The organism is Shewanella sp. Isolate13, assembly GCF_022398325.1.
Lineage (GTDB): Bacteria > Pseudomonadota > Gammaproteobacteria > Enterobacterales > Shewanellaceae > Shewanella.
On sequence record NZ_JAKEVD010000037.1, the window covers coordinates 17474 to 43724 of the forward strand.

Sequence of the window (26251 nt, forward strand, 5' to 3'; positions counted from 1 at the left end):
GCCGAGTGAGTCAACAGAGCAACATTCGGCATGGCGTTGAAAATTAAACAAACTCCAACAATTAGAATAAAAAGTAGCGTTGAGCCATTGGCAGCTTTGCAAGGGGCTCACACACCAAGGGCATGCCATCGGCTTTGACCACATAAGTTTGTGAGTCGAGCTCGATATGCGGCACGTAGCTGTTGTGGATCATGTCCTGTTTACTGATATTGCGGCAGCCTCTAACCTCGCCGATAAGGTGAGTTAACTTGAGCTTTTCAGGTATGGCGGCCTCAATGGCAGCCTTTGGCAAGAAAGTCATGGATGTTGCTGCACGGGCCTTGCCTGTTGCTGCATACATAGGGCGGTAGTGCACGGGTTGTGGCGTAGGAATGGCACCATTAATATCACCCATTGGGGCATAAACCGTTAAGCCACCTTTGAGCACTAACGCGGGTTTGACGCCAAAAAATGCGGGATCCCACAGCACGATATCCGCCAGCTTGCCCACTTCAATGGAGCCCACTTCGTGGCTTATCCCGTGAGCGATGGCTGGGTTAATGGTGTACTTGGCGACATAACGCTTTAGGCGAGTATTATCAGCATCTTCATTGTCGCCTTCGAGTGGGCCACGTTGAAGCTTCATCTTATGGGCGCATTGCCAGGTACGCATGGCAACCTCGGCCACGCGTCCCATTGCTTGAGAATCCGAACTCATCACTGAAATTGCACCTAAGTCATGCAAGATATCTTCAGCGGCAATGGTTTCACGGCGAATACGGGACTCTGCAAAGGCAACGTCTTCTGCGATAGCGGGATCTAAGTGATGGCATACCATCAACATGTCTAAATGCTCATCCACGGTATTGACGGTGTAAGGCATGGTCGGATTGGTCGAGGCAGGAATGATATTAGGCTCGCCTACCGATTTTATGACATCGGGAGCATGGCCGCCGCCGGCACCTTCAGTATGGAATACGTGAATAACACGATCGCCAATGGCATTAGCGGTTGCCTCATAAAAACCCCCTTCATTTAAGGTATCTGAGTGGATAGCCACTTGCACGTCCATCTCGTCAGCGACACTTAAACAGGTATCGATGGCTGACGGCGTTGCGCCCCAATCTTCATGAATTTTGAGCCCCATAGCACCGTTGCTTATTTGCTCTCGAATGGCATCTGGGTTACTCACAGTCCCTTTACCGAATAAACCGACGTTGATGGGTAACTCATCTGCCGCTTCTAACATGCGGTGCATGTTCCACGTGCCTGGAGTGACTGTTGTTGCCGTTGAGCCTGCAACAGGGCCGGTACCGCCCCCAATAAAGGTTGTAGTGCCAGCACACAGACCTTCTTCAGCCTGCTGCGGGCAGATAAAGTGAATGTGAGTGTCAATCGCACCAGCGGTAATGATTTTTCCTTCACCTGCGATAGCTTCTGTACCTGCGCCAATGACGATGTCGACATTGGGTTGTACATCGGGGTTACCAGCCTTACCAATTCCAACAATACGCCCATGCTTGATGCCGATATCGGCTTTAACTATGCCCCAATGGTCAAGAATGAGTGCATTGGTAATCACGGCATCAACACAATCTTGACTCAATACCTGACTTTGCCCCATACCATCACGGATCACTTTTCCACCGCCAAACTTAACTTCTTCACCATAGGTGGTGAGATCTTTTTCAACCTCTAAAATCAATGCAGTGTCAGCCAAGCGCACACGATCGCCGACCGTTGGGCCAAACATATCTGCATAAGCTTGTCTTGAGATCTTAGCCATACTTACTCCTTAATTTTGCCCATGATTTGGCCATCAAAGCCTTGAATTATGCGCTTGCCAGAAAAAGCGACGAGTTCGACCGTTCGGCTTTGCCCTGGCTCGAATCGCACAGCCATCCCTGCGGGAATGTCGAGACGAAAACCTAAGCTCTGCGCTCGGTCGAAACTTAAAAACTGATTCACTTCGTAAAAGTGATAATGAGAACCCACTTGAATAGGGCGGTCGCCAATATTTGCGACCGCTAATGTTCGCTTTTGATAGCCTTGATTGAGCGCAATCTCACCAAGATTTTTATTTATTATGATTTCACCCGGGATCATGGTGTGGTCCTTAAACAACGTATTCGATTAACCGTTAACAATATCTTTTTAAACTATGGGTTCGTGGATGGAGACTAACTTGGTGCCATCTGGAAAAGTGCACTCCACCTGCACGTTATGCACCATCTCTGGTACGCCTTCCATAACCTGCTCTGAGGTTAAAATTGTGCGGCCATAATTCATCAGTTCAGCTACTGTGCGGCCATCTCTAGCGCCCTCTAAAATGGCACAACTGATTAATGCGACTGATTCGGGATAGTTGAGCTTTAAGCCTCGCGCCAGCCGACGCTCAGCGAGTAAGCCAGCGGTAAATAGCATTAACTTATCTTTTTCTCTTGGGGTTAGTTCCATGGCATAACTCTCTTTAAAATCAATTGGTTTTTAGATGTAGTTTTGCGTGCGATTAAGCGTGAATGAGTGCTTGAACGGCAGAGCTTAAGTTGACCAAATCCTCGGTACATCGGGGAGCTGACCAAACCAATGTTGGCGAACGCAGCGCCAGATCTGGACAAAACTGGCCATCATAGGTTCGGTTTGTTGTCCCAAGGCGCGTACCACCAATAAGCTGTTTTCTGCCGGACTGTTGAGGGTCATTGCACTACTCATTGAGGAGCTGCCTAACTCACTGGCTCCGAGCACAATCTCAGTTGCGAAGCGCGCTTGCTGCTCATCAATCACTTGATTCACTTTGTCGATAAGCGCGCGATCAACAGGAGTGATATACAGGCATCCAGTCATGGCGAAGTTGCGCATAGCAGCAGCTTGCTTGAATTGAAACTGATCTTGAACTCGTAGACTTTCAGCCAATAACACCTTGTTATCACGACAAATAAAGGTCTGGCCTAATACTTGTCCGTAATTGAACTCTTCCCCAAGTTGTGGACGACCGAAGCATTGCATTTCCCAGCCAATAAAACGGGCATTGGCGGCTAAATTCACCTGAGTGAGTAACTTACAATTAGCACCAGGGAAGAAAATGTTCTCCATGGGAAGCCACTCGAGTAAGCCTGATTCTGCCACGCTCAATTGTTGGCTTTGCCATGCCTGCTCTGCATTACTGCGATAAAATTTAGTCGCCCCTGGAGTGGTTAATAACGCATGGGCCTGTTCTGCGACATCAACAGTGAAGCTGAGTTGATCGCCGCCAACCACGCCACCTGGCGGGTGTAAAAGATAGGTATGACAAGCCGCACCTTCAGGGAAAAATGTCTTTTGAACCGTTAACGGCCCGATTTGATGGCGTTCTAAAAGCCGAGTTTTTTCTCTCTTAATGCCATATTTAAGGCGCAGTTCCGCACGCCAACCAGCATCGGACTCAGGGCGTTTAAAGCAAACGCTTTGTGGAATATTCATTATTCAAATTTATCCAAATCATCAAGGCAAAATCGCAAGCCAACAGATCACACTCCCAAAACGTGAGCATGTGATCCTGATATAGATTTTGAAAAACGCGCGCAACTAGCTAGCCCAAACAATCTAAAGTTGTTGAGAATTTAATCTAACAGCGGCTACAAGAGTGCCAAACGAACCAGAGCTTGAACGGCTGCGTGCGCTTTAAAATCTAATGAATAAAAAGTTGTGAATAGTTAGCGCTTTGAACGAACCCAAATCGCATAGCCGGCAACAATAGCGGCCAGTAAGATAAGTGGTGCAACATCAGATAGGTGGTGGAACAAGCCAACAGCACCATGACCTGGGTGTGCCCATGAAACAGACGGGATCAATAGCATGATCAATGTAGGAAGAAGACTCTTCATTGTGTGTATATCCTGAAATAAATTGTGGTAAGCAGTGCGGAGGAAAGAACATTCCTCCTGAGAAGCCGCCATAGTAAACCTTTTCGGCCGAAAAACAATGACGGAGATCACTAAGTGAGCGACAAGTGCGAAGAAAATCTGATTTTTAGTGGGATTAACTAGCGAGAGAGAGGCTTGTCTTTATATACAATAGCTTGGGTTTGAATTAAGCCACAAGCCTTATCAAACCTAGTGTTCTTGCATTTTACAGGTTGAAAATGAGCACCTATAGTTAATGCACAATGTTGTCTGTATTGTGTTGTGAGACCTTCTATTATTTATGCAGATAATGAGTAGATTGTGCGGAGCTGTATATGATACTTCATAAAAGTAAGGTGGAGCTCTTTCCCTTACTTCACCTGTTGGATGATTTTAGCCACTTCCAACTACAACATGGCTTTATTCAAACATTAGCCGAAAAAGATTTGCGTTTGCAGGCCCCTTCCTCAATCGAGTTAGATGAGTCATCCGTTATACCCTGCGTTAGTATTTATGACGATTCATCGCATGAGAACACCACTGCTTTACAGCAATACTTTTGCGATACATGCGCAGACGATGAGTTGGTCTGCCAGCAGATATTCAACACCCTCACACCTGTCAGTCACATCTCTGAAAGCAGGCATCAGAGGCATTATCGATTAGTGGCTTTTTCTGAAGAGGAAAAGCGAACCCCAGTAGCATTCGTGACCTTTAATATCGGTTTACTCGATTCTTGGTACTCCGATGGCAAGATCTGTAATGAGCGGCAAATTGGTGGTTGCTGTTACTTGCTGTACGCCTATGTGGTACCAAAGTGGCGTCATCTTGGGGTGGGGAGTTGCCTGTTTCATCTGATCTCAACACTCTTTTGGTCTCAGCTACAGTTTATCGATGCCCAGGCAAAATCCCATCAGTTAACTATGGTGCCTTTGATCTATGAGAGTGAGGCCGCAAAAGGAGCGGAAGGCTTGCTGCGTCAAGTCGCGATGAATATCAATCAGTATGAGGCTTTATCATTGAATAATGATAAAGCCTCCACGACTGTTAAGCCTTGTATGAGTAATATTTTATAGCCTTTGTTTTAGGGCGACTCTTTAATTTAGGCCTATGGCCACAGGGCAAATAAGTTTGCCCTCCCGCTCAAGGCTGCTTATTCCGGATCATAGTCCAAAACTGGGGCTAACCAGCGCTCAGTTTCCTCTATGCTCATGCCTTTACGCGCTGCATAATCTTCCACCTGATCGCGTCCAATATTGGTCACGCCAAAGTAACGAGATTTAGGGTGAGCAAAGTACCAACCCGATACTGCAGCTGTAGGGAACATAGCATAACTTTCAGTAATGTTAAGGCCAATGGTTTCATCAGGTTTTAACAGGTCCCACAGCAAGCCTTTTTCAGTGTGATCAGGGCAGGCTGGGTAGCCAGGAGCGGGGCGAATACCTTTATATTTTTCTCGGATAAGCGCTTCGTTATCGAGGGCCTCATCGGCAGCGTAACCCCAAAACTCTTTCCGTACGCGCTCATGCATACGTTCGGCGAAGGCTTCCGCTAAGCGGTCTGCCAAACATTTGAGCATAATCGCACTGTAATCGTCATGGTTAGCTTCAAAGCGAGCAATATGCTCGTCAATGCCATGGCCTGCGGTGACAGCAAAGCCGCCCATGTAATCGGCAACGCCGCTAGCTTTTGGCGCCACAAAATCTGCAAGACAGAAGTTGTCATTACCCACCCGCTCAATCTGCATCCGCAGATGGTGAGTCGTGAGTTCAAGCTCGCTGCGGCTCTCATCTGTGTATAGCTCAATATCGTCATGGTTGACGGTATTGGCGGGGAATAGACCAATCACGGCTTTGGCGGTTAACCACTTTTCACTAATTATTTGGTTAAGCATCACCTTGGCATCGCTGTAGAGCTTACGCGCCTCAACGCCTACCACTTCGTCTTCTAAGATACGTGGGAAATGGCCATGTAATTCCCAGCTTCTAAAGAAAGGCGTCCAGTCTATACGCTCCAGCAGATCTTCTAATGGGTAGTCATCAAATACTTGGCGACCAAGCTGGTTTGGCATAAATGGCGTGTAGCCAGCCCAGTCGTGCTGGCAACGATTTTCACGGGCCGCCTCGATTGAGGTGATCTCTTTGCGTTTGGCCTGAGAGTTGCGCTTGTCGCGCATCAGCTGGTATTCGGCGTAAGCCTCATCTATGGTCGCTTGGCGCGTTTCATCGTTGATGAGTTTTGACACCATAGGCACAGCGCGAGAGGCATCGGCAATGTAGATGGCACCCTCAGGTGAGTGAGGCGCAATTTTCACTGCGGTATGAATTTTAGAGCAGGTGGCACCACCAATAATCGATGGAATGGTTAAGCCTGCCTTATGGAAGCTCTTAACGTTATGCACCATCTCATCGAGACTTGGAGTGATTAGTCCTGACATGCCGATAATGTCGACATTTTCAGCCTTAGCGACTTCGATGATTTTCTCGACTGGCACCATGACGCCTAAGTCGATGACTTCATAGCCGTTACAGGCTAGCACTACGCCGACAATATTTTTGCCGATATCGTGCACGTCGCCTTTCACCGTGACCATTAAGATTTTACCGTTTGACTGGCCCTCAACCTTTTCAAGCTCAATAAAGGGGTTTAAATAAGCCACGGCTTTCTTCATTACTCGCGCCGATTTAACCACCTGAGGCAGGAACATCTTGCCTGAGCCAAAGAGATCGCCAACGATGTTCATGCCGTCCATTAACGGCCCTTCAATCACATCGAGTGGGCGGTTTGCCTGCAAACGCGCTTCTTCGGTGTCGGCATCGATAAAGTCGGTGATGCCTTTCACCAGCGCATGGGCTAAGCGCTCATTCACCGGTTTAGTACGCCACTCTAAATCTTCTTTTTTGGCGGCTTGGCTGCCGTCACCACGGAATTTTTCAGCGACTTCTAGTAGCTGTTCAGTGTTATTCGTGTCGGCAACGGTGCAAGGCAAGTTTTGTACAATAGCTTCAACGCGCTCTTTAAGCTCAGGGTCGATATCGTCATAGATTGCCAACTGGCCAGCGTTAACAATTCCCATGTCCATCCCCGCTTGAATCGCGTGATACAGGAATACCGCATGGATAGCTTCGCGTACAGGGTTATTACCGCGGAAGGAGAAGGATACGTTAGACACACCGCCCGAAATCATCGCATGGGGGAGGGTGCGCTTTATCTCGCGGGTGGCTTCGATAAAGTCGACCGCATAGTTGTCATGTTCATCGATACCTGTGGCAATGGCGAAGATATTGGGATCGAAGATAATATCTTCCGGCGGGAAGCCGACCTTGTCGACCAGTACGTTATAAGCACGAGTACAGATCTCGACTTTGCGCGCTTTGGTATCGGCTTGGCCGACTTCATCGAAGGCCATAATAATCGCCGCGGCACCATAGCGCTTAACCAGTTTAGCCTGTTCGATAAACTTCTCCTCCCCCTCTTTGAGTGAGATAGAGTTGACGATGCCTTTACCTTGAATGCACTTAAGGCCTGCCTCAATCACTTCCCACTTAGAGGAGTCGATCATGATAGGTACCCGCGAGATATCTGGCTCAGAGGCGATAAGGTTGAGGAATTTTTGCATCACCTCAACGCCATCGAGCATGCCTTCATCCATATTGATATCGATGATCTGTGCGCCGTTCTCAACTTGGTCGCGAGCAACCGAAAGCGCTTCTTCATATTCACCAGTTTTAATGAGGCGCAAGAATTTAGCCGAACCGGTAACGTTGGTTCGCTCACCCACGTTTAAAAAGAGCGAGTTCTCATCTATGGTGAGTGGCTCAAGGCCCGATAGCCGACAGGCAACAGCAATATCTGGGAGTTTACGGGCATCATGGTCAAGTACCGCTTCACGAATAACGCGGATATGCTCCGGCGTGGTGCCGCAGCAGCCGCCGATGATGTTTAATAGGCCTTCCTTTGCCCACTCTTCGATGACTTCGGCCATCTGCTCTGGCGTTTCATCGTAACCACCAAATTCATTTGGTAATCCCGCATTGGGGTGCGCCGATACGAAGCACTCAGAAATTTTAGAGAGTTCTTCCACATAAGGACGAAGTTCAGTTGGACCTAGGGCGCAGTTAAGGCCAATCGATAGCGGCTTAACGTGGCGCAGCGAGTTGTAGAAAGCTTCGGTAGTTTGTCCGGTAAGAGTGCGGCCTGAGGCATCGGTGATGGTGCCGGAGATCATAATTGGCAAGCGAAAGCCTTGCTCATCGAAGACGGTTTCGATAGCAAACAATGCAGCTTTGGCGTTAAGGGTATCGAAAATGGTTTCTACCATGATGATGTCGCTGCCGCCAGCAATCAGGGCATTGATAGACTCGATATAGGCTTCAACCAGTTCATCGAAACTGACGTTGCGATAGCCAGGGTCGTTGACATCAGGACTGATTGAACAGGTGCGGTTGGTCGGGCCAAGTACCCCTGCAACAAAGCACTGTCGGCCAGTTTCCGCCTCGACCTCGTTGGCAGCTTCCCGAGCGAGGCTTGCACCAACCAGGTTAATCTCGGCCGAATGCGCCTGCATGTCGTAGTCGGCCAAGGCGATTCGCGTGGCATTAAAAGTGTTGGTTTCAATAATATCGCTGCCAGCAAGCAGATACTCTTTATGGATGTGTTTGATGGCCTCTGGCTGGGTGAGCACCAACATATCGTTGTTGCCTTTAACATCACAATGCCAGTCTTTGAACAGTTCGCCGCGAAAGTCGGATTCTTCAAATTTGCGATCTTGGATCATGGTACCCATTGCACCATCGAGGATAAGGATCCCATCATGGAGTTTTTGGGTAAGCAGTGCTAAAACCTTGTCGGCCGTGTCTTGAGTATGTGCTACTGCGCTCAAGGCATGTGTTGGGGTACAGGTTGCCATAGATAATTCCTACCAATTCGCAAATAAAGTATTTTGTTATTTATTTTTTCGTCAATATTCTTATGTAATTACTGTCCGGTTTTTAAGGCGACTAATGTTAACCTGCCGAATATTTTGTTTGGACATTTATACGTATAGACGTCCATAATACGTGAGGCGTAACAAAAAGTGCAAGTGCTAAAGCATGATACTTTTTCAGCATTAAAAGCCAATGAATTTAACTAAGTTGCTGATAAATAATGAAGGTAAGCGGGGATGATGCAAACCACTAAGGTTATTTTACTTCGGCATGGCGAATGTCAAGGTGGCAATATTTTACGCGGCCAGATCGATGTTGCGCTGACAGAACTGGGAGAACAGCAGATGCAAACTGCGCTTTCGACTTTGTTTTTAGACGGTTTTTCGCCCGATGTACTGGTGAGCTCGCCGCTTATTCGCTGTGCTAAGGTCGCTCAACTGTTTGCCGAGGAGCATGAGTTAGGCTTTGCGCTTGAAGACAGGTTTAAAGAGCTGAACTTCGGTGATTGGGACGGGCAAACATTCGATACCCTTTACCAGCATTATGCTCAGGAGCTTGATAGTTACTGGGCCAACCCTTGGAAAATACCGCCACCCAATGGAGAATCGATGCAAGCGTTCGAGTCCCGCATCGGTGCCGCTTGGCAGGCAATGCTTGAAGCGTATCAGGGACAGAGTGTGTTATTGGTGACTCATGGCGGCGTGATCCGCCACTTGATGGCAAAAGCATTAGGGATCAGCCAAGCTAGCGGTTTTTATACTTCGCTTAAACTGCCCTATGCCGCCACGGTGGAGATAGATGTTTTACACGATGGCGATAAGCAGTATACGAGCTTAAATTGGGGATAACGAAGGGTTAACAGAAGGACCTAGGAAAGGCAAAGAAAGGTTTTAGGTTCTAGGAAAAGCAAAGAAAGGTTCAAGGAAAGGCAAAAAGCAAAGACGATTAAAGCAAAGACGATGAAAGCAAAGAAAGGTGCTAGGTTCTAGGTTCTAGGTTCTAGGAAGAGCAAAGACGGTAGAAGCAAAGACGGAAAAGCGGTTTTAATCTTACATTGTAGGTCGGGCTTTAGCCCGTCATGCTTTTGATTTTCCTAGTAGGGCGCAGCCCGTCCTCGCAGCGTAGCGTCCTAGAACCTAGCGCCTTCTTCCAAGCAAGGCGATTTGCTAGATAAGAAAAAAGCTCAGCACGCAAATGCTCGAAGGCGTGTTAAACTGCGGCGTTATCTTGTTGGCGCTCATAGCGTTAAACTTGTGAAAAAATGAAAGTTAGGTGCTTAACGGCATAAAGGGAACCGGAAGTTGACTATAATCAGTGGCTTAGTCCGGACTGTACCCGCAACTGTAGGGAAGATAGCCCGAAAGCTATTGTCCAAGTCAGATACCTGCCTAACTTAATATTGTTCGATACATCTTCATCAGTATGTATTGATGGCTAAAAGTGTATTTATATACGCATTGACTCGAGCGGGCGACTCGGGGGAGACAATAAATGAAACTCGATACCGGGCTAAGAAGCTGGGGCAAACGCTTGTCATGACTAAATGGGCAGGCGTAAACAAGCCTTGTTCTCAAGCCGACTCTGACGCAGAAACTGTGCTGTCGGTACAAGACTTAGGCTGGCAGTTAGCTGGTAAAGCGATTTTATCGGCCATTGAATTTAGCTTAGCTGAAGGCAAGATGCTGGGCATCATCGGCCCTAATGGTGCGGGTAAGTCGAGCTTGCTACGTTGTCTATACCGCTTTATTAAGCCAACAACAGGCTGTATTCATCTCTTTGGCGATGACATTAACACCTTGTCGGCCAAGGCGTTCGCGCAGCAAATAGCCGTCGTGCTGCAAGACACTCCTCATCATTTTGAGATGACCACGGCTCAGCTTGTGGCGCTAGGCTTAACCCCCCATAAAGGTGCGTTTGACTTTACCAGTCGTGGTGACCGAGAAGTGATCGCTCAAGCTCTTGAAAAGGTAGGTCTGCAAGACAAAGCCAATCAAGCCTATGAGAGCCTATCGGGTGGAGAGAAGCAGCGCGCCTTGATTGCTCGCGCCATCGTTCAGCGTCCCAAGCTGCTTATTCTCGATGAGCCCACTAATCACTTAGATATTCGCTATCAGATCCAAACCTTGGAGCTGCTTCGTAGCCTCAATATTACCGTTATTACCTCAATTCACGATCTTAATCTCGCCAGCGCCCTGTGCGATGAGTTATTGCTATTAAATGATGGTTGTTGTGTCGCAAAAGGATCACCCAAAGCGGTACTCACAGAGCAGCGGATCGCCGAAGTGTTTGATGTCTTCTGTGAAATAAGGCCTCATCCGCAGCATGGTAACCCGCTGATCAGCTATTTTTACGGCTATGGGCATTCTGGGCATCACATTCGTGATGGTTCAACCCGGTTCGATATCGTTGGAGGCCAAGATGACTAATCCCACTATTGGCCAAGTTGGTACGTTAAAGCTGGAGCGGCGACCGATTGAATACCTGCTGTTTACATTACTCCTATTTTTAACTCTGCTCACGCCGTTTGCGGCTACAAGTTTTGGAGCGGCCACCATTAGTGCCGTCGATGTGTTCAATGTGCTCAATCATAAGCTATTGGGGATTGGCGAATCACTGGGGGTGAGGGAACGAATTATTTGGGAGCTACGTTTACCACGAGTGTTATTGGCTTTTATCGCCGGAGCTGGGCTGTCGATAGCCGGTAGCGTGCTGCAGACCGTGACCCGCAACCCGTTGGCCGACCCCTATCTTTTTGGGATCTCATCTGGCGCTTCTTTTGGTGCCGTAGTGGCGTTAACCCTCTTTAGCCAAAGTATGCTCTGGCTCAGTTTACCAGTTGGTGCCTTTATTGGTGCCAGTCTTTCTGTGGTCATGGTGCTGAGTCTATGTGGCCGCAACTTGAGTACTCAGGTTGAACGTATGCTGCTTTCAGGGGTGGCGATCTCGTTTATGTTTGGCGCAATGGCGAGCCTGATGCTGTATTTCTCCAGCCCACAAGCGGCCGCCTCTGTGCTGTTTTGGACCTTAGGCAGTTTCGCCAAAGCTAGCTGGCAAGGTTTGTGGTTGCCCGCTGCAGTGGTGCTGGTTGCAACTTTGATTATTTTACTGAATAAGCGTCAGATTGTGGCGATGCGAGCCGGTGATGAAACGGCCCATACCTTAGGCATTAATGTGGGCCACCTGCGGCTTAGCATGTTGCTACTGTGTTCGCTAATCACTGCGATTCTGGTGGCCAACTGTGGCGGTATTGGTTTTATCGGCCTGATGGTGCCCCATACGGTGCGTTTACTGTTTCCGGGGCGATATCCACTGTTATTAACGGCATTGCTGGGCGGACTGTTTATGGTCTGGGTCGATGTGTTAGCCCGAACAGTGCTCAGTTACCAAGAGTTGCCAGTGGGGATTATTACCTCTGTGATGGGCAGTATTTTCTTTTTATTTATTCTAGGCAGTCGCAGCGCGAAGCGGCTCTAGCAAACCATGATATTAGTCGTTGTGGTTAGTTGTGATAGTTGTGCGCGTAATTAATCCTTATTGAGCGGTTAGGGGAACTAAAGATGTTTGATATTAAACCTGTAAGCACTGAATTTGATGATGTCATTCAGCAAAAAATAGACACTAAAACCAAGCCGTTAGGAGCGCTGGGCGACCTAGAGACCGTAGCGCTGCAAATTGCTCGGGTACTGGGTAAAGACAAACCACAAATTGCCAATCCAAAGATGATGGTATTTGCCGCCGACCATGGTATTGCAGATTCAGGCGTCTCCATAGCGCCGAGTGAAGTCACCACGCAGATGGTGTACAACTTTATGAATGGCGGCGCGGCGATTAACGTATTTACCCGTCAGGTTGGTTTCGACTTAGAGGTGATTGATTGTGGCATCTTAAAGCCAATTGAAAATTTACCCGGTGTAATTAATCAGCGTTTAGGCTCTGGAACGGGTCCCATTCACAAACGCGCTGCTATGACGCTGGGCGCGGTGAAGCAGGGCTTTAAGATGGCTACCGAGAGAGTCGAATTACACCATCAAAATGGTTGCAACTTGATTGCGCTCGGCGAGATGGGCATAGGCAACACCTCTTCTGCCGCCGCTATCATGGCAGCGCTAACAGGCATAAAAGTGGAGGATTGTGTCGGTCGAGGCACTGGTATCGATGCGGCGACTTTTAAGCGCAAGAAGATGCTCGTTGAGCAAGCGCTGCTTGTGCATCATAGTGAACTTGACGATCCAATGCAGGTTTTGGCTTGTCTCGGCGGTTTCGAGATCGTACAGATGACAGGTGCCATGCTTGCCGCTGCCGAGCGCAATATGCTCATCATTGTTGATGGTTTTATTGCTAGCGCAGCAGCCTTAGTCGCGGTGAAGATTAACCCTAATGTGCGTGATTATATGATTTTCGCTCATCAGTCTGATGAGAAGGGCCACTTTTTTATGCTGGAGTTTTTGCAGGCTAAGCCACTCTTAAAGCTTGGCATGAAACTCGGCGAAGGCACGGGCGCAGCGCTCGCACTACCGCTCATTCAGGCGGCGGCCAATTTCTATAATGAGATGGCCAGCTTTCAAGATGTAGGGATAGAGATTTAACAGCCGAAACAAGCTGAGACGAACGGCCTACGGCCTTACGAACGTGACTGCGTCACTACGGAACGCTTCGCTTACGGTTAAAGCTAAGACGGTACAGGCTGAGACGGTATAAGCTGAGACGAACGGCCTGCGGCCTTGCGAACGTGACTGCGTCACTACGGAACGCTTCGCTTACGGTTAAAGCTAAGACGGTACAGGCTGAGACGGTATAAGCTAAGAAGGTACAGGCTGAGACGAACGGCCTGCGGCCTTGCGAACGTGACTGCGTCACTACGGAACGCTTCGCTTACGGTTAAAGCTAAGACGGTACAGGCTGAGACGGTATAAGCTAAGACGGTACAAGCTGAGACGAACGGCCTGCGGCCTTGCGAACGTGACTGCGTCACTACGGAACGCTTTGCTTACGGTCAAAGCTAAGACGGTACAAGCTGAGAGAAAGAGTGGAAAGTTATTGCTTTTCGGTAGTTCGAAGACCGTTCATCTTTGCTTTAACCCGCTCTTATCCGTCTTTGCTTCTTCGGCTTTTTACCGTCTCTGCTATTTTCGGATTTTTCGTCTTAGCTTTATTCGATATTTTAAGGATTTTTACATGCAGGCATGGCATAAGCAGCTCAATTTATTCTTTATTGCGATGGGGTTCTTTACTCGAATTCCGATGCCTAAATGGGTTGAGGTGGATGCAGATAAACTTAATAAGGCTAGCCGTTATTTCGGCTTGGTGGGCTTGCTGGTGGGCGTCATTAGTGCGGCGGTTTATACCCTGATGCTGCACTGGGTATCGCCTTCTATTGCCATAGTGCTGGCCATGATAACCAGCGTGTTAGTCACTGGTGGTTTTCATGAAGATGGTCTTGCCGACACCGCAGATGGCTTAGGGGGAGGCTGGACGGTGGAGGCTAAGCTTAACATCATGAAGGACTCGCGCCTTGGCAGCTACGGAGCACTGGCGTTGGTGTTAGCCTTGCTGCTAAAGTGGCAACTGCTAACCGAGATTGCACTATTTGACCCAAGCAGTGTGAGCTTAGCGCTGATTGTTGGTCACTGCTTAAGTCGGGTCGTTGCCGCGAGTTTTATCTTCTCTGAGCCATATGTGAGTGATTCAAGCACCAGCAAGAGTAAGCCCCTTGCCCAAGAGCAGGGGGTAAACGAGTTATCTATTTTATTAGTTTTAGGTGTATTGCCACTGCTGTTAGTCGGTTTTGTGCCTGCGTTAGTGTTGATCACGGGTCTTATTATCGTACGGTACGGCTTTATTAGATTGTTTCGAAGTCAAATCGGTGGCTATACAGGTGACACATTAGGAGCTGCCCAGCAAGGCAGTGAGCTGAGCTGTTATCTACTTTTGCTTATTTTAGGAGTAAGTTGGTGATCCATCTTGTATTAGGCGGTGCCCGTAGCGGCAAGAGTCGTTTCGCCGAGGCGCAAGTGAAACAGCTTTTAGCTGAGACGCAAAATGGTGTTGATAGCGAGTGCTTCTACTTCGCCACAGCCCAGGCGTTAGACGCTGAAATGGGCGAGCGTATTCACCACCATCAAACTCAGCGTGGGTCAGATACTATTGTTTGGCGCACTATCGAATGCCCCCTAGAGTTAACCGTTGCCCTAAAGGCACATGCTACTGAAAGCAGCATCATCTTAGTGGACTGCTTAACCCTGTGGTTGACGAATCATCTGTTGCAAAAAGAGCCGCTCTTACAAAAAGAAGATAGTTGGCAACAGGTTAAGGCCGATTTTTTACAACTTTTAAGCGAATTGCCGGGGACTGTGGTACTGGTGAGTAATGAGGTTGGCTGCGGCATAGTGCCAATGGGTGAGATAAATCGTCGCTTCGTCGATGAAGCGGGTTGGCTACATCAAGATATTGCGGCTATTGCAGACAGAGTCACCTTGGTGACCGCAGGTTTGCCCCTGTGTCTAAAAGGTTAGGAGAGCCAATTAGTGGCAAGGTTAAGTAATAGCAAAGTTTTGATGGTGCAGGGCACTACATCGGATGCGGGTAAAAGTACTCTGGTGGCAGGGCTGTGTCGCTTGTTTGTGAGAAATGGCGTTAAAGTCGCGCCGTTTAAGCCGCAAAATATGGCGCTTAATAGCGCTGTCACCATAGATGGCGGCGAGATTGGCCGCGCGCAAGCTTTACAAGCTGTGGCCTGCCATCTTGAGCCTCAAATTGACTTTAATCCAATTCTGCTAAAGCCGAGCTCTGACACTGGCTCACAAGTGATAGTGCATGGTAGAGCCTTGATGAAAATGGAGGCTGAAGATTACTTTGGTAAAAATGCCGAGGGCTACCGCGTTAAAGCGATGGCGGCGGTGCTTGAGTCTTATCAGCGCTTAACAAGCGATTACGACATGTTGCTGGTGGAAGGGGCGGGCAGCCCAGCCGAGATCAATCTGCGCGAAGGTGATATTGCCAATATGGGCTTCGCCGAAGAGGTGGGTTGCCCTGTCATCATCATCGCCGATATCGACAAGGGTGGCGTATTTGCCCATCTGGTCGGAACCTTGGCTCTTTTGAGTGAGTCGGAGCGAGCACGAGTAAAAGGTTTTGTGATTAACCGTTTTCGTGGCGATATTAGCCTATTGCAAGATGGGCTGGATTGGCTAGAAAACTACACTAATAAACCGGTGCTAGGCGTGCTGCCCTATCTACATGACCTGCATTTAGATGCCGAAGATGCCTTAATTGCCGCGCCAGAAAAATCTACTGATACTAAGTTGAAAGTCTTAGTGTTGGTGCTACCGCGGATCAGTAACCATACTGATTTTGACCCGCTAAGGTTACACCCGCAAATCGACTTTAATTATGTGTCGCTGCAAACTATTACCAAAACTCAGGCGCAAAAAGCGATTGATGAGCCCCATCCACTTCCTGCTGCGGATTTAATCATTATTCCGGGTAGTAAGAATGTGCGTGCCGACCTTGAGTTTATTCGCCAGCAAGGGTGGGATAGCGCCATTGATAAGCATTTACGCTACGGCGGCAAACTGATGGGGATCTGCGGAGGCTATCAAATGCTCGGTCAGTTAATCGATGACTCACACGGAATAGAAGACAGTCCAGGTAATAGCGACGCTTTAGGCTTATTGCCGCTGGTTACCGAGTTAACGGATAACAAGATTTTGCAACAGGTTGAGGGGCATTTGAACTTGCTTGGTGAAAGGGTACCTGTTGAAGGTTATGAGATCCACTGTGGTCGTTCGCGCTCACTGTTGCCATTAACTCAGCCGTTATCATTAAGCGTCAAGCTCGAAGCTGGCGATTATGAGCAGAGCGCTGAAGCCCAAGTGCCAGAATTAGAGGGCATGCTGTCAGATGATGGCAATATCTTGGGCACTTATGTTCATGGCTTATTTGATTCGCCACAGGCATGCCAATTGATTTTGCAATGGGCGGGAATGAAAGATGCGGCAGCGGTTGATGTTAATCAAGTACGCGAGCAGCAACTTGATCGATTGGCAGATGTATTAGAGCTGCATCTAGATCTCGATCGACTCGATCAGATCTGGGATCGACATTAACTTATCAAGGTTGGGTTGTGTTTAAAGTAAAAAGTGTATTTATAAGTCTTAAAGCAGATAAAAATGCTAAAGGTGTAAAAAATCATCTTTTTGCTTGAAAGTTAAACGTTGGTTGTGCGCTAACTAAACGATTAAAATATGATGTGCGGGCTTCATAATTCATATCGTTCAAACCCTCGCCATCACTGAGTTTGTTGTGGGTTTTTAAACTGAGTTGATAAAGACGTTTTTAGCTGTGAGAGACAAAACTTTAGCCGGGAAGCTGTTGGGTGTTTTTTAGTTTGTTTGCAAATTAGATTAGTGTTTAAGGGATAAAATAGGGAAGTAATATGACGGATAATAACTCGAACGAGGCAGATCAAGTGCCAGCTGCTCAATCTGCTGCAACTCAATCGGAAAAGGCGAGATCAGAAGTTGCAAAAGCAGAGCGTCATAAAGCGCGCCAACAGCGGATCAAAGAGGGCGTAGATGCCAAGATCGCTCGCGCCCAAGAAGAGAAAGGCATCCTTTTAGTGTTAACCGGTAATGGTAAAGGCAAATCTACCTCAGGTTTTGGCACCGTGGTACGCGCAGTCGGTCATGGTAAAAAAGCTGCCGTAGTGCAATTCATCAAAGGTAACTGGGACTGCGGCGAGCGTACCTTACTCGAAGGCGCTGGTGTTGAGTTTCACGTGATGGGCACCGGTTTTACTTGGGAAACTCAAGACCGTGAAAAAGATACTCTAGCAGCACTGCAAGCTTGGGAGGCGACCGAGAAATTACTGCAAGATGAAACGATCGATTTAGTCATGCTCGATGAGCTGACCTATATGGTCAGCTACCACTATCTAGAAGTGGATCGAGTGATTGAGGCGCTAAAGAATCGCCCGCCAATGCAGCATGTGATAGTCACGGGCAGAGCATGTCATCGAGCCATTATCGAGCTGGCTGATACGGTGAGCGAGGTGCAGCCGATAAAGCATGCATTTGATAATGGCATTAAAGCTCAGCCCGGCTTCGACTACTAAATTTCGTCCTGTTTGAAATGATGACGGCATTGTCTTCGTTTTCCTACCCCATCACATACTACTCGTATGCTCAGGGGCTAGGAAAACTTGACGGCTTTGTCCTAATCTCAAACAGTTAGAAATTACTTTCTTCGCTTTCTTTGTTGTGGCGTTATTGTCTTCTTCATCTCTGCTGTTATCGACTTTTCCGTAACAGCTTGAGTCGTCTTAGCTCCTACCATCTTAGGTTTAACCGACTTTAGAAGGATTTTATGAACATCTTATGTAAATTGTTATTGGTGTTGGGCCTATTTATATCTGCTTCTACTCCTATTTTTGCTGTTGAAACACCCACTAAACGCATTGTTGCGCTGTCGCCGCACTCGGTTGAGATGCTGTATGCGATTGGTGCTGGGGAGTCGATTGTGGCTACCACAGACCATGCCGACTTTCCCGAAGCGGCTTTAGCTATTCCACGCATTGGCGGTTATTACGGTATCCAGATAGAGCGAGTATTGGAGCTAGAGCCTGATTTAGTTGTGGTGTGGGGTAGCGGTAATAAAGCCGAAGATATTGAGCGTATCAAAGAGCTGGGCTTTCGCGTGTTTGATAGTAACCCGCAAACACTCGAGGCGGTAGCCGATGAGCTAGAATCTCTTGGTGAGCTGACGGGGCATCAGGTGCAAGCTGCGAAAGTGGCTGCAGATTACCGTGAGAAGCTGAAACAGTTACGTATCGATAACGCAGCCAAGTCTGAGGTAAGTGTCTTCTATCAGCTGTGGTCGACTCCCTTGATGACGGTTGCAAAAAATAGCTGGATCCAACAGATCATTGCTGTATGCCACGGCGATAATGTATTTGTCGATGCTGCCAGCGATTATCCACAAGTTAGCCTAGAAACAGTGGTCTTGAAACAGCCTGAAGTGATCCTACAGAGCCAAGATGAGGGGAACATAGTCGGTGTAAACTGGAGTAAGTGGGCTGAGATCCCTGCGGTTAAGAATGGCCATATCTACCAGCTCAACACAGATCTCCTTCACCGCGCTGCACCAAGAGCACTGCTTGGCGTCGAGGAACTGTGCGAAGCGCTAGATAAGTCGCGTTAAAAATTATCTACTCCTCAAGCCTGTCCGGCTCTGCTGCAGGCTTGCGGCAGGTACTCAAGCTATCCGGATAGCCTAATTTTTGATATGCGCAATATCGCCCTGTTATTAAAGTCACGCTACATCGTTATTTGTGACGCTGATCACGTTCGTGATTGGTGTTGAGTTCTACCATATCGATCTCGTGCGGTTTATATCACTGGTTCAACCTTGTAAGTCTAGATTAATAGTCTGCTAAGTCTCGGTAGGCATTAGATTAAACCAATAAATATTGACCTACAGCTAGTCATATCTTCATTGATGACCAATACTTGAGCTTGTATCGCCAATTCAAATAGTTGGATCTGTTTTTGATAAACAATCTACAAGTGAATTGAACACTCAGGCTTAGCTGCTAATCAATCAGCTGATTCTTAAGGATATAATATGGAAAATCCAGTAAATACTATGCTCACAAAAGGCTGGAAATGGTTCGTCATAGTTGGTGTCGTGGTTACCCTTGCTGGCTTTCTTGCTATAAGCCTGCCTGTTGCTGTGGGGGTGGCTATTACCGCTATCATTGGAGCGATCTTTTTAGTTATCGGCCTGGTGCAGGTTTACCACACCTTCAGCATTCCTAAATGGAAAGCTAAGTCTTGGTATGTCATTAGTGCACTGTTCTATCTTATTGGCGGCATACTCATTTTAGCCGAACCCTTCGTTAGTTTATTGACCATTACGGCAATGATGATCGTTATTATGCTGTTTAATGGGGTGACGAGGATGTTTTTTGGTTTTATGAGCCGAGGTAACCTAGATGGTTGGCCCTGGATTGTGTTCAGTGGATTAGTATCTACAGCCATTGCGGTTTACTTTTTTACTCTGATGAACAACCCTGAATTTTCACTGTCTCTCTTAGGGATCTTCATTGGTGTTTCTTTTATCTTTGAAGGGGTTAGTTTTATCTTCATCGGGGTACAGATGAAAAAGGTTGTGCCTAAATAGCCCGAGTACCTGTAATCATCGCGTATTCGTTAGCCACTTTTCCTAGGACTTAGGTTCTAGGAAATAGATTCTAGGAAATAGGTTTTAGGAAATAGGCCTCTAGGAAAAGTAACTCCTGCTACCTAGGAGCTGTTTTCTAGAACCATCTAGTAATCCTTGCTCCGCCTAAACAAGTGACGGCATAAATGCCGAGCTACAGAAGCAGAACTGTTTTCCCGTCTTAGCTGTTATTGTCTTTACCTTTCCGCTTTTCCTAGAGCCTAGAAGCTGCTTTTATAATCCTGTAGTGTTATCACCCATAAAGCTTAGTTTCAGATAAAAACTCATAACAATAACAGGGAATCCACTATGACCACGCTACTCATCTGTCTATTTATCGCCATGTTGCTGCCCTATGCTGCAAAGGGGCCGGTTGCGGTGGCAATGGCCAAGCTTGGAGGTTATGACAATAACCACCCCCGTGAGCAGCAGTCGAAACTTACCGGTTTTGGTGCTCGGGCTGTTGCGGGGCATCAAAATGCCTTCGAGTCATTGCTGATTTTTGGCTTGTCAGTTCTGGCCGTGATAGCCACAGATAAAGTGAATGGAGTCGCAGAAACAGCAGCAGTCGTGCATGTGATTGCAAGAGTTGCGTATCAGCTCTTGTACTTAGTGGATAAAGGTACGCTGCGATCACTGTCGTGGTTTGTGGCAATATTTGCCTCATTTACTGTGTTTTGGCAGGCGGTTTAAAAGAAGGTTCTAGGAAAAGCAAAGAAAGGTTCTAGGTTTTAGGTTCTAGGTTCTAGGTTCTAGGTTTTAGGTTCTAGGTTTTAGGAAGAGCTAAGACGGTACAAGCTAAGACGATACAAGCAAAGACGATACAAGCAAAGACGATACAAGCAAAGACGGTACAAGCTAAGACGATACAAGCAAAGACGGTTAAGCTGAGACGGTCAAGCGTATTTAATCTTACTTTGTTGGTCGGGCTTTAGCCCGTCAAAGAGTTAGGTATCTGGAAAAGAAGACCTTAGATCCTAGAAAGGATAAAGAAGGAAAAAGCAGAAAGAATACAGTGTTTTGCTTGGGTTTTGTTTTGAGCTTTTGATTTTCCTAGTAGGGCGCAGCCCGTCCTCGAAGCGAAGCGCCCTAGAATCTAGGTCCTTGTTTTAAAGCTGAGACGGTAAGAGTCGAATGGCCTGCAGCCTTGCGAACGTGACTTAGTCACTCACAGAACGCTGCGCTTACGGGATGAGCAAGGGCCTAGGAAAGGCAAAGAAAGGTTCTAGGAAAAAGCAAAGACGGGAGAAGCCGGAAAAGCAAAGAAGAGACAAAGGTCGTGATTTTTGATTTTCCTAGTAGGGCGCAGCCCGTCCTCGGGCGGAGCGTCCTAGAACCTAGCCCCTTTTTTAAAGCAAAGACGATGAAAGCAAAGATGGGTAAAGCTTAGACGGTAAGAGTCGAACGGCCTGCAGCCTAGGGAACGTGACTTAGTCACTCACAGAACGCTGCGCTTACGGAAAAGACGAAAGAGTTGGAAAAGACGGAGAAGAGTGGAAGGTTATAGCTTTGGGTCAGGTTGAAGACCGTTCGTCTTTGCTTGTTCGGCTTTCAACCGTCTTAGCTCTTTCCTACTCTTTACCGTCTTTGCTTATTCGGCGCTAGAACCTAGCGCTTCATTTCTGGGTATTCAAACTCGTGACACTGATTACAGTAAACCTTGCTCTCTTTGTGCTCCATATGGCAGTAAGTACAAGGTAGGTCTGTGCCGTAGTGTAGGCTGTCATGCGGGTTTGGCTCTACATCGTGACCTGAACCAGCTGGACGCTTAGTGAGTTCGGCTACATCGCTTGGTGTACCGTGACAGCTTTCACATCTGCTCGCCTCAGGAATGGTTTTGCGTTTGGCTTCGCCATGACAAAAACTACAATCGACCTTGCCGTTGTCACCAGTCATGATCTCTTGGTGGTAATCTTTAAGCTTCATCGCGTTGGCTGCCGGAATTGACATCAGCATCACCATACAGATAGCCGTTAGTACTCTTAACATCTTTAATCCTATTCTTTATTTGGGGCGCTTATGCCCACTAATTGTTGAAACAAAATCTATTAACCAAAACTTATTAATCAGAACCTTGCTCTTGAGTGACAGGGCTTTCCTTAGCCTTTTGCACTCGGCTTGCAGCAATAGGCGGGAGTGGTACCTATCGCTGCAAGGGAGAGCAAGTGGGGCGATGTTGAGTCGCCTTAATTCATGGGATTAGAACTGAGTAATAAAGTCGTATGACGCCTTAATATCTGGTGTGAACGGGCGGTCAACTTCAACAAATGGCACTTGCTTACGGAACGCGTCATGCATAGCTTTGGTCGCTTCGCCTTGCTTGATGTTCTTGTCTGCAAGCTTGCGAAGATCGATAGCTTGAGTCGAGTGCATTAGCTCTAAGCCGTACATTACATTGGTGTTAGCAACAATTTGGATAAGTCTGTCAGACGCCAGCTTCAAGTTAGTGAAGGTGTCTTCGATGTTACCCGCGATTTGAATACCATCGAACGATACTGGGTTCGCTAAGGCTTTGTTACGCACCTGCATGTCGACGAAGGTCTTCTGGATTGCACCAAAGGCGTGGCCATTGTTACCCGGTGCACTTAGGAAGCGTGGTAGACGAGTAAAGTGGTCATCCGATAGGTGGATGGTACGCATAGCACTGTTATGTGAAACGTGAGTTAGGGCGATACTGAGCTGCTGTACGGCGAGTGCAACAGGTAGTGGCTCAAAGTTGGTGGTGGGGAACACGCCGCCTTTGCCTTCAACTAGGTACTTAGATACCTGAGAGTTGTTGCCGTAGTCTATGCCTGCGCCAAGGATCACACCTGGGTTATCGTCAGAATGGTTGATTTGAATATCAATCATCTGTCCAAGATCTGCTAGTGCCTTGTATGCGCTTGCAAATGTGTAGGCTGTGGTGCGATAGCTGAGTGGATCTTGGAGTGGACGTTCACTGTTAGCATCCCATAAGTAGCTACCAGTCAGGCTGTCACGCACATTGGCTGTCGCTTCTTTGAGATAAGGGAAAGGGCGAATGTCGTTGGTCTGTGGCAAGAACGGTGACACGTTACCATTAAGGCCTTCAAGACTTAAGCTAAATACCGTTGGTGACACCTCAAGCAGGTGCTTGGCATCGCGGTAGCCCTTCATTGCGTATGTAACGCCAACAGAGTTGTTCGATAGAATCGATAGCGCGTCTTTACCGACAGGCTTAAGTGGCTTGATGCCAGCTTTTTTCATCGCTTCAGCGCTGTTCATGCGCTCACCTTTGTAGATAACGTCCCACTCACCAATCATGGCAAGGCCAACGTGAGAAGCTAGAAGAATATCCGCTTCACCCACGGTGCCCTTAGATGGGATGATAGGTGAAATATCGTTATTTAGATAAGCTTGGTAAAGCTCGGCAACATAAGGTTGCACGCCTGTGTGACCAGACAGAATTGTGTTTAAGCGTACCGCTAGGGCGACACGGGTTAAACGTACTGGCATAGCTTCACCGACACCAGCGCTGTGAGCACGTAGAGTGCTGTAGTTGAATGACTCTGAAGCCTTCAATACTTCGGCGCTTAGCTCACCGTTAGCATCAAATAGTTTGTGATCTTTGTTTAGACCCACACCTACGGTTAGGCCGTAAACTGGCTTGCCTAGACGCGCCGCTTCCATCAATAACTCGTGGGCTTTTACTAGCGTAGTCGCCGACTGTGGTGCGATTTTAACTTCGGCGCCATCGGCGATAGCCCAAGCTTGGTCTTGGGTGAAGTGTTTACCATCGAGTACCACAGGATCTGCAGCCATGGCATGAGTCGCAGTTAGTGCGAGGGCTAGTGATGTTAATACAGCATTTTTAGTTGTTTTCATCTTCATCTATTCCATAATTTTTTGCTGCTAAGTGTCAGTCACTCAGCAAGGCGAATTTGATTTCTCTTTGGGCTAAGCGAGATTCAGTGTTATTGACTGGCTCTGTGCACAATGGCGGCCAGCGTTACGTCCGGTTACCACCCCTTCAGCTACCGCGCAAGCACCTAAACGACTCGCACCGTGAATACCACCCGTCGCTTCGCCGGCAGCGTATAGGCCTGGGATGGGTTTGTTGCTGACAAGGTGTAGTACTTCAGATGCAGTGTTAACTTTTACACCACCCATGCAGTAGTGAACCTTTGGCCACATACGTACTGCGTACCAAGGACCTTTGTCTAACAGCATGGCTTTTTGCATAGGGCGACCGAACTCACCGTCTTCTCCTTTGCTTACCGCTTCGTTCCAGCGTGCAACCTGCGCCTTTAGCGCTTCGGCTGGCATGTTGTAGATCTTGGCAAGCTCATCTAGGTTGTCGGCTTTCTTAATCACATTGTATTTAAGGCCCCAATCTAGCGTTTGTGCATCTTTCGCACCTTCGGCATTGGTAAAGCCAATCGGATAAACAGGATTACCTTTATCGTCACGGCGGGTCATGATGGCATCAGCACGAGCTTTACGGTCGGCAAGCTCGTTAAAGAAGCGTTCACCGGTACGGACGTCAACAACGATGCCACTAGGGTAGGTGGCGATAGTGTTGAATTGTGATGCGGTGCCAAAGCCTTTCTCGTCAGGAGATGCCCATGGACCTAGCTGGATCTGATCTAAGTGAATCGGGTTAGCGCCCAGTAGCATCATCTGCTTAAGTGCTTCAGAGGTCGCACCCGCATGGTTGGTCGAGTCTAGCTCACTGGTGTACTCTGGTTGTTGCATCTGACGATACTCGATGTCGTTACCAAAGCCCCCCGTCGCCATGATCACACCTTTACGGGCACCAATCTTAGCCATCTTACCTGTGCGTTCTTTTGGGAAGTAATAGCCTTGACGAACTTCGATACCGATCACTCGGCCACTGTCATCTTTGACGAAACCTTCTAGCTTGGTCTGGTTTCTCATATCGATGCCACTCTTCTTAGCGGCTTTGATAAGTGGGCGAATAATGCCAGCGCCTGAGCTTTGTACGGTTTGCAGTACGCGTGGAATTGAGTGGCCGCCGAAGTGTTGTACGAACGGCTTCCATTCAACACCATGGTCGATAAGCCACTCACAAGACTCGGCGGTACCATTACACACAAGCTTTAGCATCTCGACATCGTTCATGCCGCGGCCAGACTCAAGCATATCGGCAACCATTACATCGACAGAATCTTCAATACCTTCTTTCTTTTGCAAAGGCGAGCCTGCAACCGCCATTGCGCCACCGTTAATAGTAGAGTTGCCGCCAAACACTGGCATCTTGTCGATAACCATAACGCTTGCGCCGCTCTCTTTTGCCTGTAGCGCAGCAGACATACCCGCAAAGCCACTACCAACGACGATGACATCAACCACTTCGTCAAACTTTGCCTCGTCTACAGAGACGCAAGTGGCATTCGCCGATAAGACAACTGTGCTACCAAGGCCTGCAACAGCCATCGCTGCACCGCCTTTTAATAGTTGGCGTCGGCCAGGACTTGCCAGTTCTTTTACGTTCATCTATCTGTTTCCCTATGTGTATTTTCTAATTATGTTTCTGAGCTGTTTAAGCTCTAACTCATGTAGATGAAGTTGCAGTGACTGTGCCAACTACCTAATTTTTAGTATAAAGCCTGTGATTTATGAACAGGATCCTGAAATCGTGAAATATCAAGATTTACCATCATGATATTTCGTGGTTATCCCGACATATCAATAATAAACTTGGCTTATAATTTGAATTTAAAATAGGCTTTTGCACTTGCTGTTTAAAAAGTAATGAGTAACTAACTATAAAATGGGGATCTTGTATTCGATATAAGTAGGGGTGATAGTGGTTATTAATAGATATGTTAGCCAATTAATTTGGTTTGCGGTAGGGGAAGGTGTAGGTTTAAATGAATTAATCTACTAAATTATTTGTATACTTATTAAGTCGGTTTTTGCCTTGCTCTTATTTGTGTTTTTATTAGCCTGCACAGAGAGGGGGGGATAGGCGCTGATGAGCATTGGATGGTTTTGGGTGTTACTGCATAAATCATTTTCAATCAAAGGTTTGACGGTTTGCCTCTCATGGTTTTTGTAAACGGTAACTGCTGTTGAATAACATTTTTCATATGTATAAATCATCACATGTTGCAGTGGAACCTATAAGCTTCTCACATATTTAACTCTATGGGTGAATAGCTCACATATCTGAGTTTATTTTTAAATTACTCACATATTTTATCGCTTTTGTAAAAGCATTCACATCTTCATGTTTAGTTTTAAATAGCTCTCACATTCTAAGCT

22 protein-coding genes and 1 riboswitch are annotated in these 26251 nt (G+C 47.4%); of the genes, 12 read left to right on the plus strand and 10 right to left on the minus strand.

Features of this window, described 5'->3' with window-relative positions; all coding sequences use genetic code 11:
- Positions 1-61: 61 nt before the first annotated feature.
- The 5 genes from ureC to L1D44_RS18315 all read right to left on the minus strand — a co-directional run bounded on the left by ureC (position 62) and on the right by L1D44_RS18315 (position 3842).
- Entirely contained in the window at positions 62-1765 is a 1704-nt protein-coding gene (gene ureC / locus L1D44_RS18295; RefSeq protein WP_220767388.1) for an urease subunit alpha, read from the minus strand.
- 2 nt (positions 1766-1767) lie between these two features.
- Complete coding sequence (locus L1D44_RS18300) at positions 1768-2085, minus strand: urease subunit beta (protein ID WP_220767389.1); 318 nt, start codon at positions 2083-2085, stop codon at positions 1768-1770.
- A 48-nt stretch (positions 2086-2133) separates the two neighbouring features.
- Positions 2134-2436 carry an urease subunit gamma gene (gene ureA, locus L1D44_RS18305; protein WP_220767390.1) on the minus strand — a complete coding sequence of 101 codons (303 nt, stop codon included), beginning with the start codon at positions 2434-2436 and terminating at the stop codon, positions 2134-2136.
- Between the two features lie 84 nt (positions 2437-2520).
- On the minus strand, positions 2521-3438 hold the full coding sequence (locus L1D44_RS18310) for an urease accessory protein UreD (protein WP_239892736.1): 918 nt from the start codon (positions 3436-3438) through the stop codon (positions 2521-2523).
- Positions 3439-3671: 233 nt separating this feature from the next.
- Positions 3672-3842 (minus strand): hypothetical protein, encoded by a 171-nt coding sequence (locus tag L1D44_RS18315; RefSeq protein WP_202720859.1) that lies wholly within the window; start codon positions 3840-3842, stop codon positions 3672-3674.
- A gap of 353 nt (positions 3843-4195) precedes the next feature.
- Between L1D44_RS18315 and L1D44_RS18320 the strand changes: the two genes are divergently transcribed.
- The gene (locus L1D44_RS18320) at positions 4196-4936 is read left to right on the plus strand and encodes a hypothetical protein (protein WP_239892737.1); all 741 of its coding nucleotides are present in this window, start codon (positions 4196-4198) and stop codon (positions 4934-4936) included.
- Between the two features lie 77 nt (positions 4937-5013).
- Here the strand turns inward: L1D44_RS18320 and metH are convergent, their stop codons facing one another.
- Positions 5014-8769 carry a methionine synthase gene (gene metH / locus L1D44_RS18325; protein WP_239892738.1) on the minus strand — a complete coding sequence of 1252 codons (3756 nt, stop codon included), beginning with the start codon at positions 8767-8769 and terminating at the stop codon, positions 5014-5016.
- 258 nt (positions 8770-9027) lie between these two features.
- On the opposite strand from metH, the gene L1D44_RS18330 reads away from it, so the two are divergent.
- From L1D44_RS18330 to cobT, 4 genes are all read left to right on the plus strand, one after another.
- The gene (locus L1D44_RS18330) at positions 9028-9636 is read left to right on the plus strand and encodes a histidine phosphatase family protein (RefSeq protein ID WP_239892752.1); all 609 of its coding nucleotides are present in this window, start codon (positions 9028-9030) and stop codon (positions 9634-9636) included.
- 405 nt (positions 9637-10041) lie between these two features.
- A riboswitch (cobalamin riboswitch) is annotated at positions 10042-10195 on the plus strand.
- A 128-nt stretch (positions 10196-10323) separates the two neighbouring features.
- Positions 10324-11214 carry an ABC transporter ATP-binding protein gene (locus L1D44_RS18335; protein WP_239892739.1) on the plus strand — a complete coding sequence of 297 codons (891 nt, stop codon included), beginning with the start codon at positions 10324-10326 and terminating at the stop codon, positions 11212-11214.
- The gene (locus L1D44_RS18340; protein ID WP_239892740.1) at positions 11207-12262 is read left to right on the plus strand and encodes an iron ABC transporter permease; all 1056 of its coding nucleotides are present in this window, start codon (positions 11207-11209) and stop codon (positions 12260-12262) included. The genes L1D44_RS18335 and L1D44_RS18340 overlap by 8 nt, the downstream gene beginning before the upstream one ends.
- Positions 12263-12345: 83 nt before the next feature.
- On the plus strand, positions 12346-13374 hold the full coding sequence (cobT, locus tag L1D44_RS18345; RefSeq protein WP_239892741.1) for a nicotinate-nucleotide--dimethylbenzimidazole phosphoribosyltransferase: 1029 nt from the start codon (positions 12346-12348) through the stop codon (positions 13372-13374).
- 55 nt (positions 13375-13429) lie between these two features.
- On the opposite strand, the gene L1D44_RS18350 is transcribed toward cobT, so the two are convergent.
- Positions 13430-13645, minus strand: coding sequence for a hypothetical protein (locus L1D44_RS18350; protein ID WP_239892742.1), 216 nt, complete (start codon positions 13643-13645; stop codon positions 13430-13432).
- 318 nt (positions 13646-13963) lie between these two features.
- Between L1D44_RS18350 and L1D44_RS18355 the strand changes: the two genes are divergently transcribed.
- From L1D44_RS18355 to L1D44_RS18385, 7 genes are all read left to right on the plus strand, one after another.
- On the plus strand, positions 13964-14743 hold the full coding sequence (locus L1D44_RS18355) for an adenosylcobinamide-GDP ribazoletransferase (protein ID WP_239892743.1): 780 nt from the start codon (positions 13964-13966) through the stop codon (positions 14741-14743).
- A complete protein-coding gene (cobU, locus tag L1D44_RS18360; protein ID WP_239892744.1) occupies positions 14740-15300 on the plus strand; it encodes a bifunctional adenosylcobinamide kinase/adenosylcobinamide-phosphate guanylyltransferase in 561 nt (186 codons plus the stop codon). Before L1D44_RS18355 ends, cobU begins: the two co-directional genes overlap by 4 nt.
- Before the next feature lie 42 nt (positions 15301-15342).
- Complete coding sequence (locus L1D44_RS18365; protein ID WP_239892753.1) at positions 15343-16893, plus strand: cobyric acid synthase; 1551 nt, start codon at positions 15343-15345, stop codon at positions 16891-16893.
- 329 nt (positions 16894-17222) lie between these two features.
- Positions 17223-17900: a cob(I)yrinic acid a,c-diamide adenosyltransferase gene (cobO, locus tag L1D44_RS18370; RefSeq protein ID WP_239892745.1), complete on the plus strand. Its 678-nt coding sequence runs from the start codon at positions 17223-17225 to the stop codon at positions 17898-17900.
- A 251-nt stretch (positions 17901-18151) separates the two neighbouring features.
- Complete coding sequence (locus L1D44_RS18375) at positions 18152-18985, plus strand: cobalamin-binding protein (protein WP_239892746.1); 834 nt, start codon at positions 18152-18154, stop codon at positions 18983-18985.
- 423 nt (positions 18986-19408) lie between these two features.
- Entirely contained in the window at positions 19409-19966 is a 558-nt protein-coding gene (locus L1D44_RS18380; RefSeq protein WP_239892747.1) for a DUF308 domain-containing protein, read from the plus strand.
- 348 nt (positions 19967-20314) lie between these two features.
- A complete protein-coding gene (locus L1D44_RS18385; protein WP_239892748.1) occupies positions 20315-20698 on the plus strand; it encodes an MAPEG family protein in 384 nt (127 codons plus the stop codon).
- 915 nt (positions 20699-21613) lie between these two features.
- Here the strand turns inward: L1D44_RS18385 and L1D44_RS18390 are convergent.
- The 3 genes from L1D44_RS18390 to L1D44_RS18400 form a co-directional block, all read right to left on the minus strand.
- Complete coding sequence (locus L1D44_RS18390; protein WP_239892749.1) at positions 21614-21994, minus strand: cytochrome c3 family protein; 381 nt, start codon at positions 21992-21994, stop codon at positions 21614-21616.
- Between the two features lie 210 nt (positions 21995-22204).
- Positions 22205-23848 (minus strand): aromatic amino acid ammonia-lyase, encoded by a 1644-nt coding sequence (locus tag L1D44_RS18395; RefSeq protein WP_239892750.1) that lies wholly within the window; start codon positions 23846-23848, stop codon positions 22205-22207.
- Between the two features lie 72 nt (positions 23849-23920).
- Entirely contained in the window at positions 23921-25480 is a 1560-nt protein-coding gene (locus tag L1D44_RS18400; protein WP_239892751.1) for a flavocytochrome c, read from the minus strand.
- Positions 25481-26251: the final 771 nt, after the last annotated feature.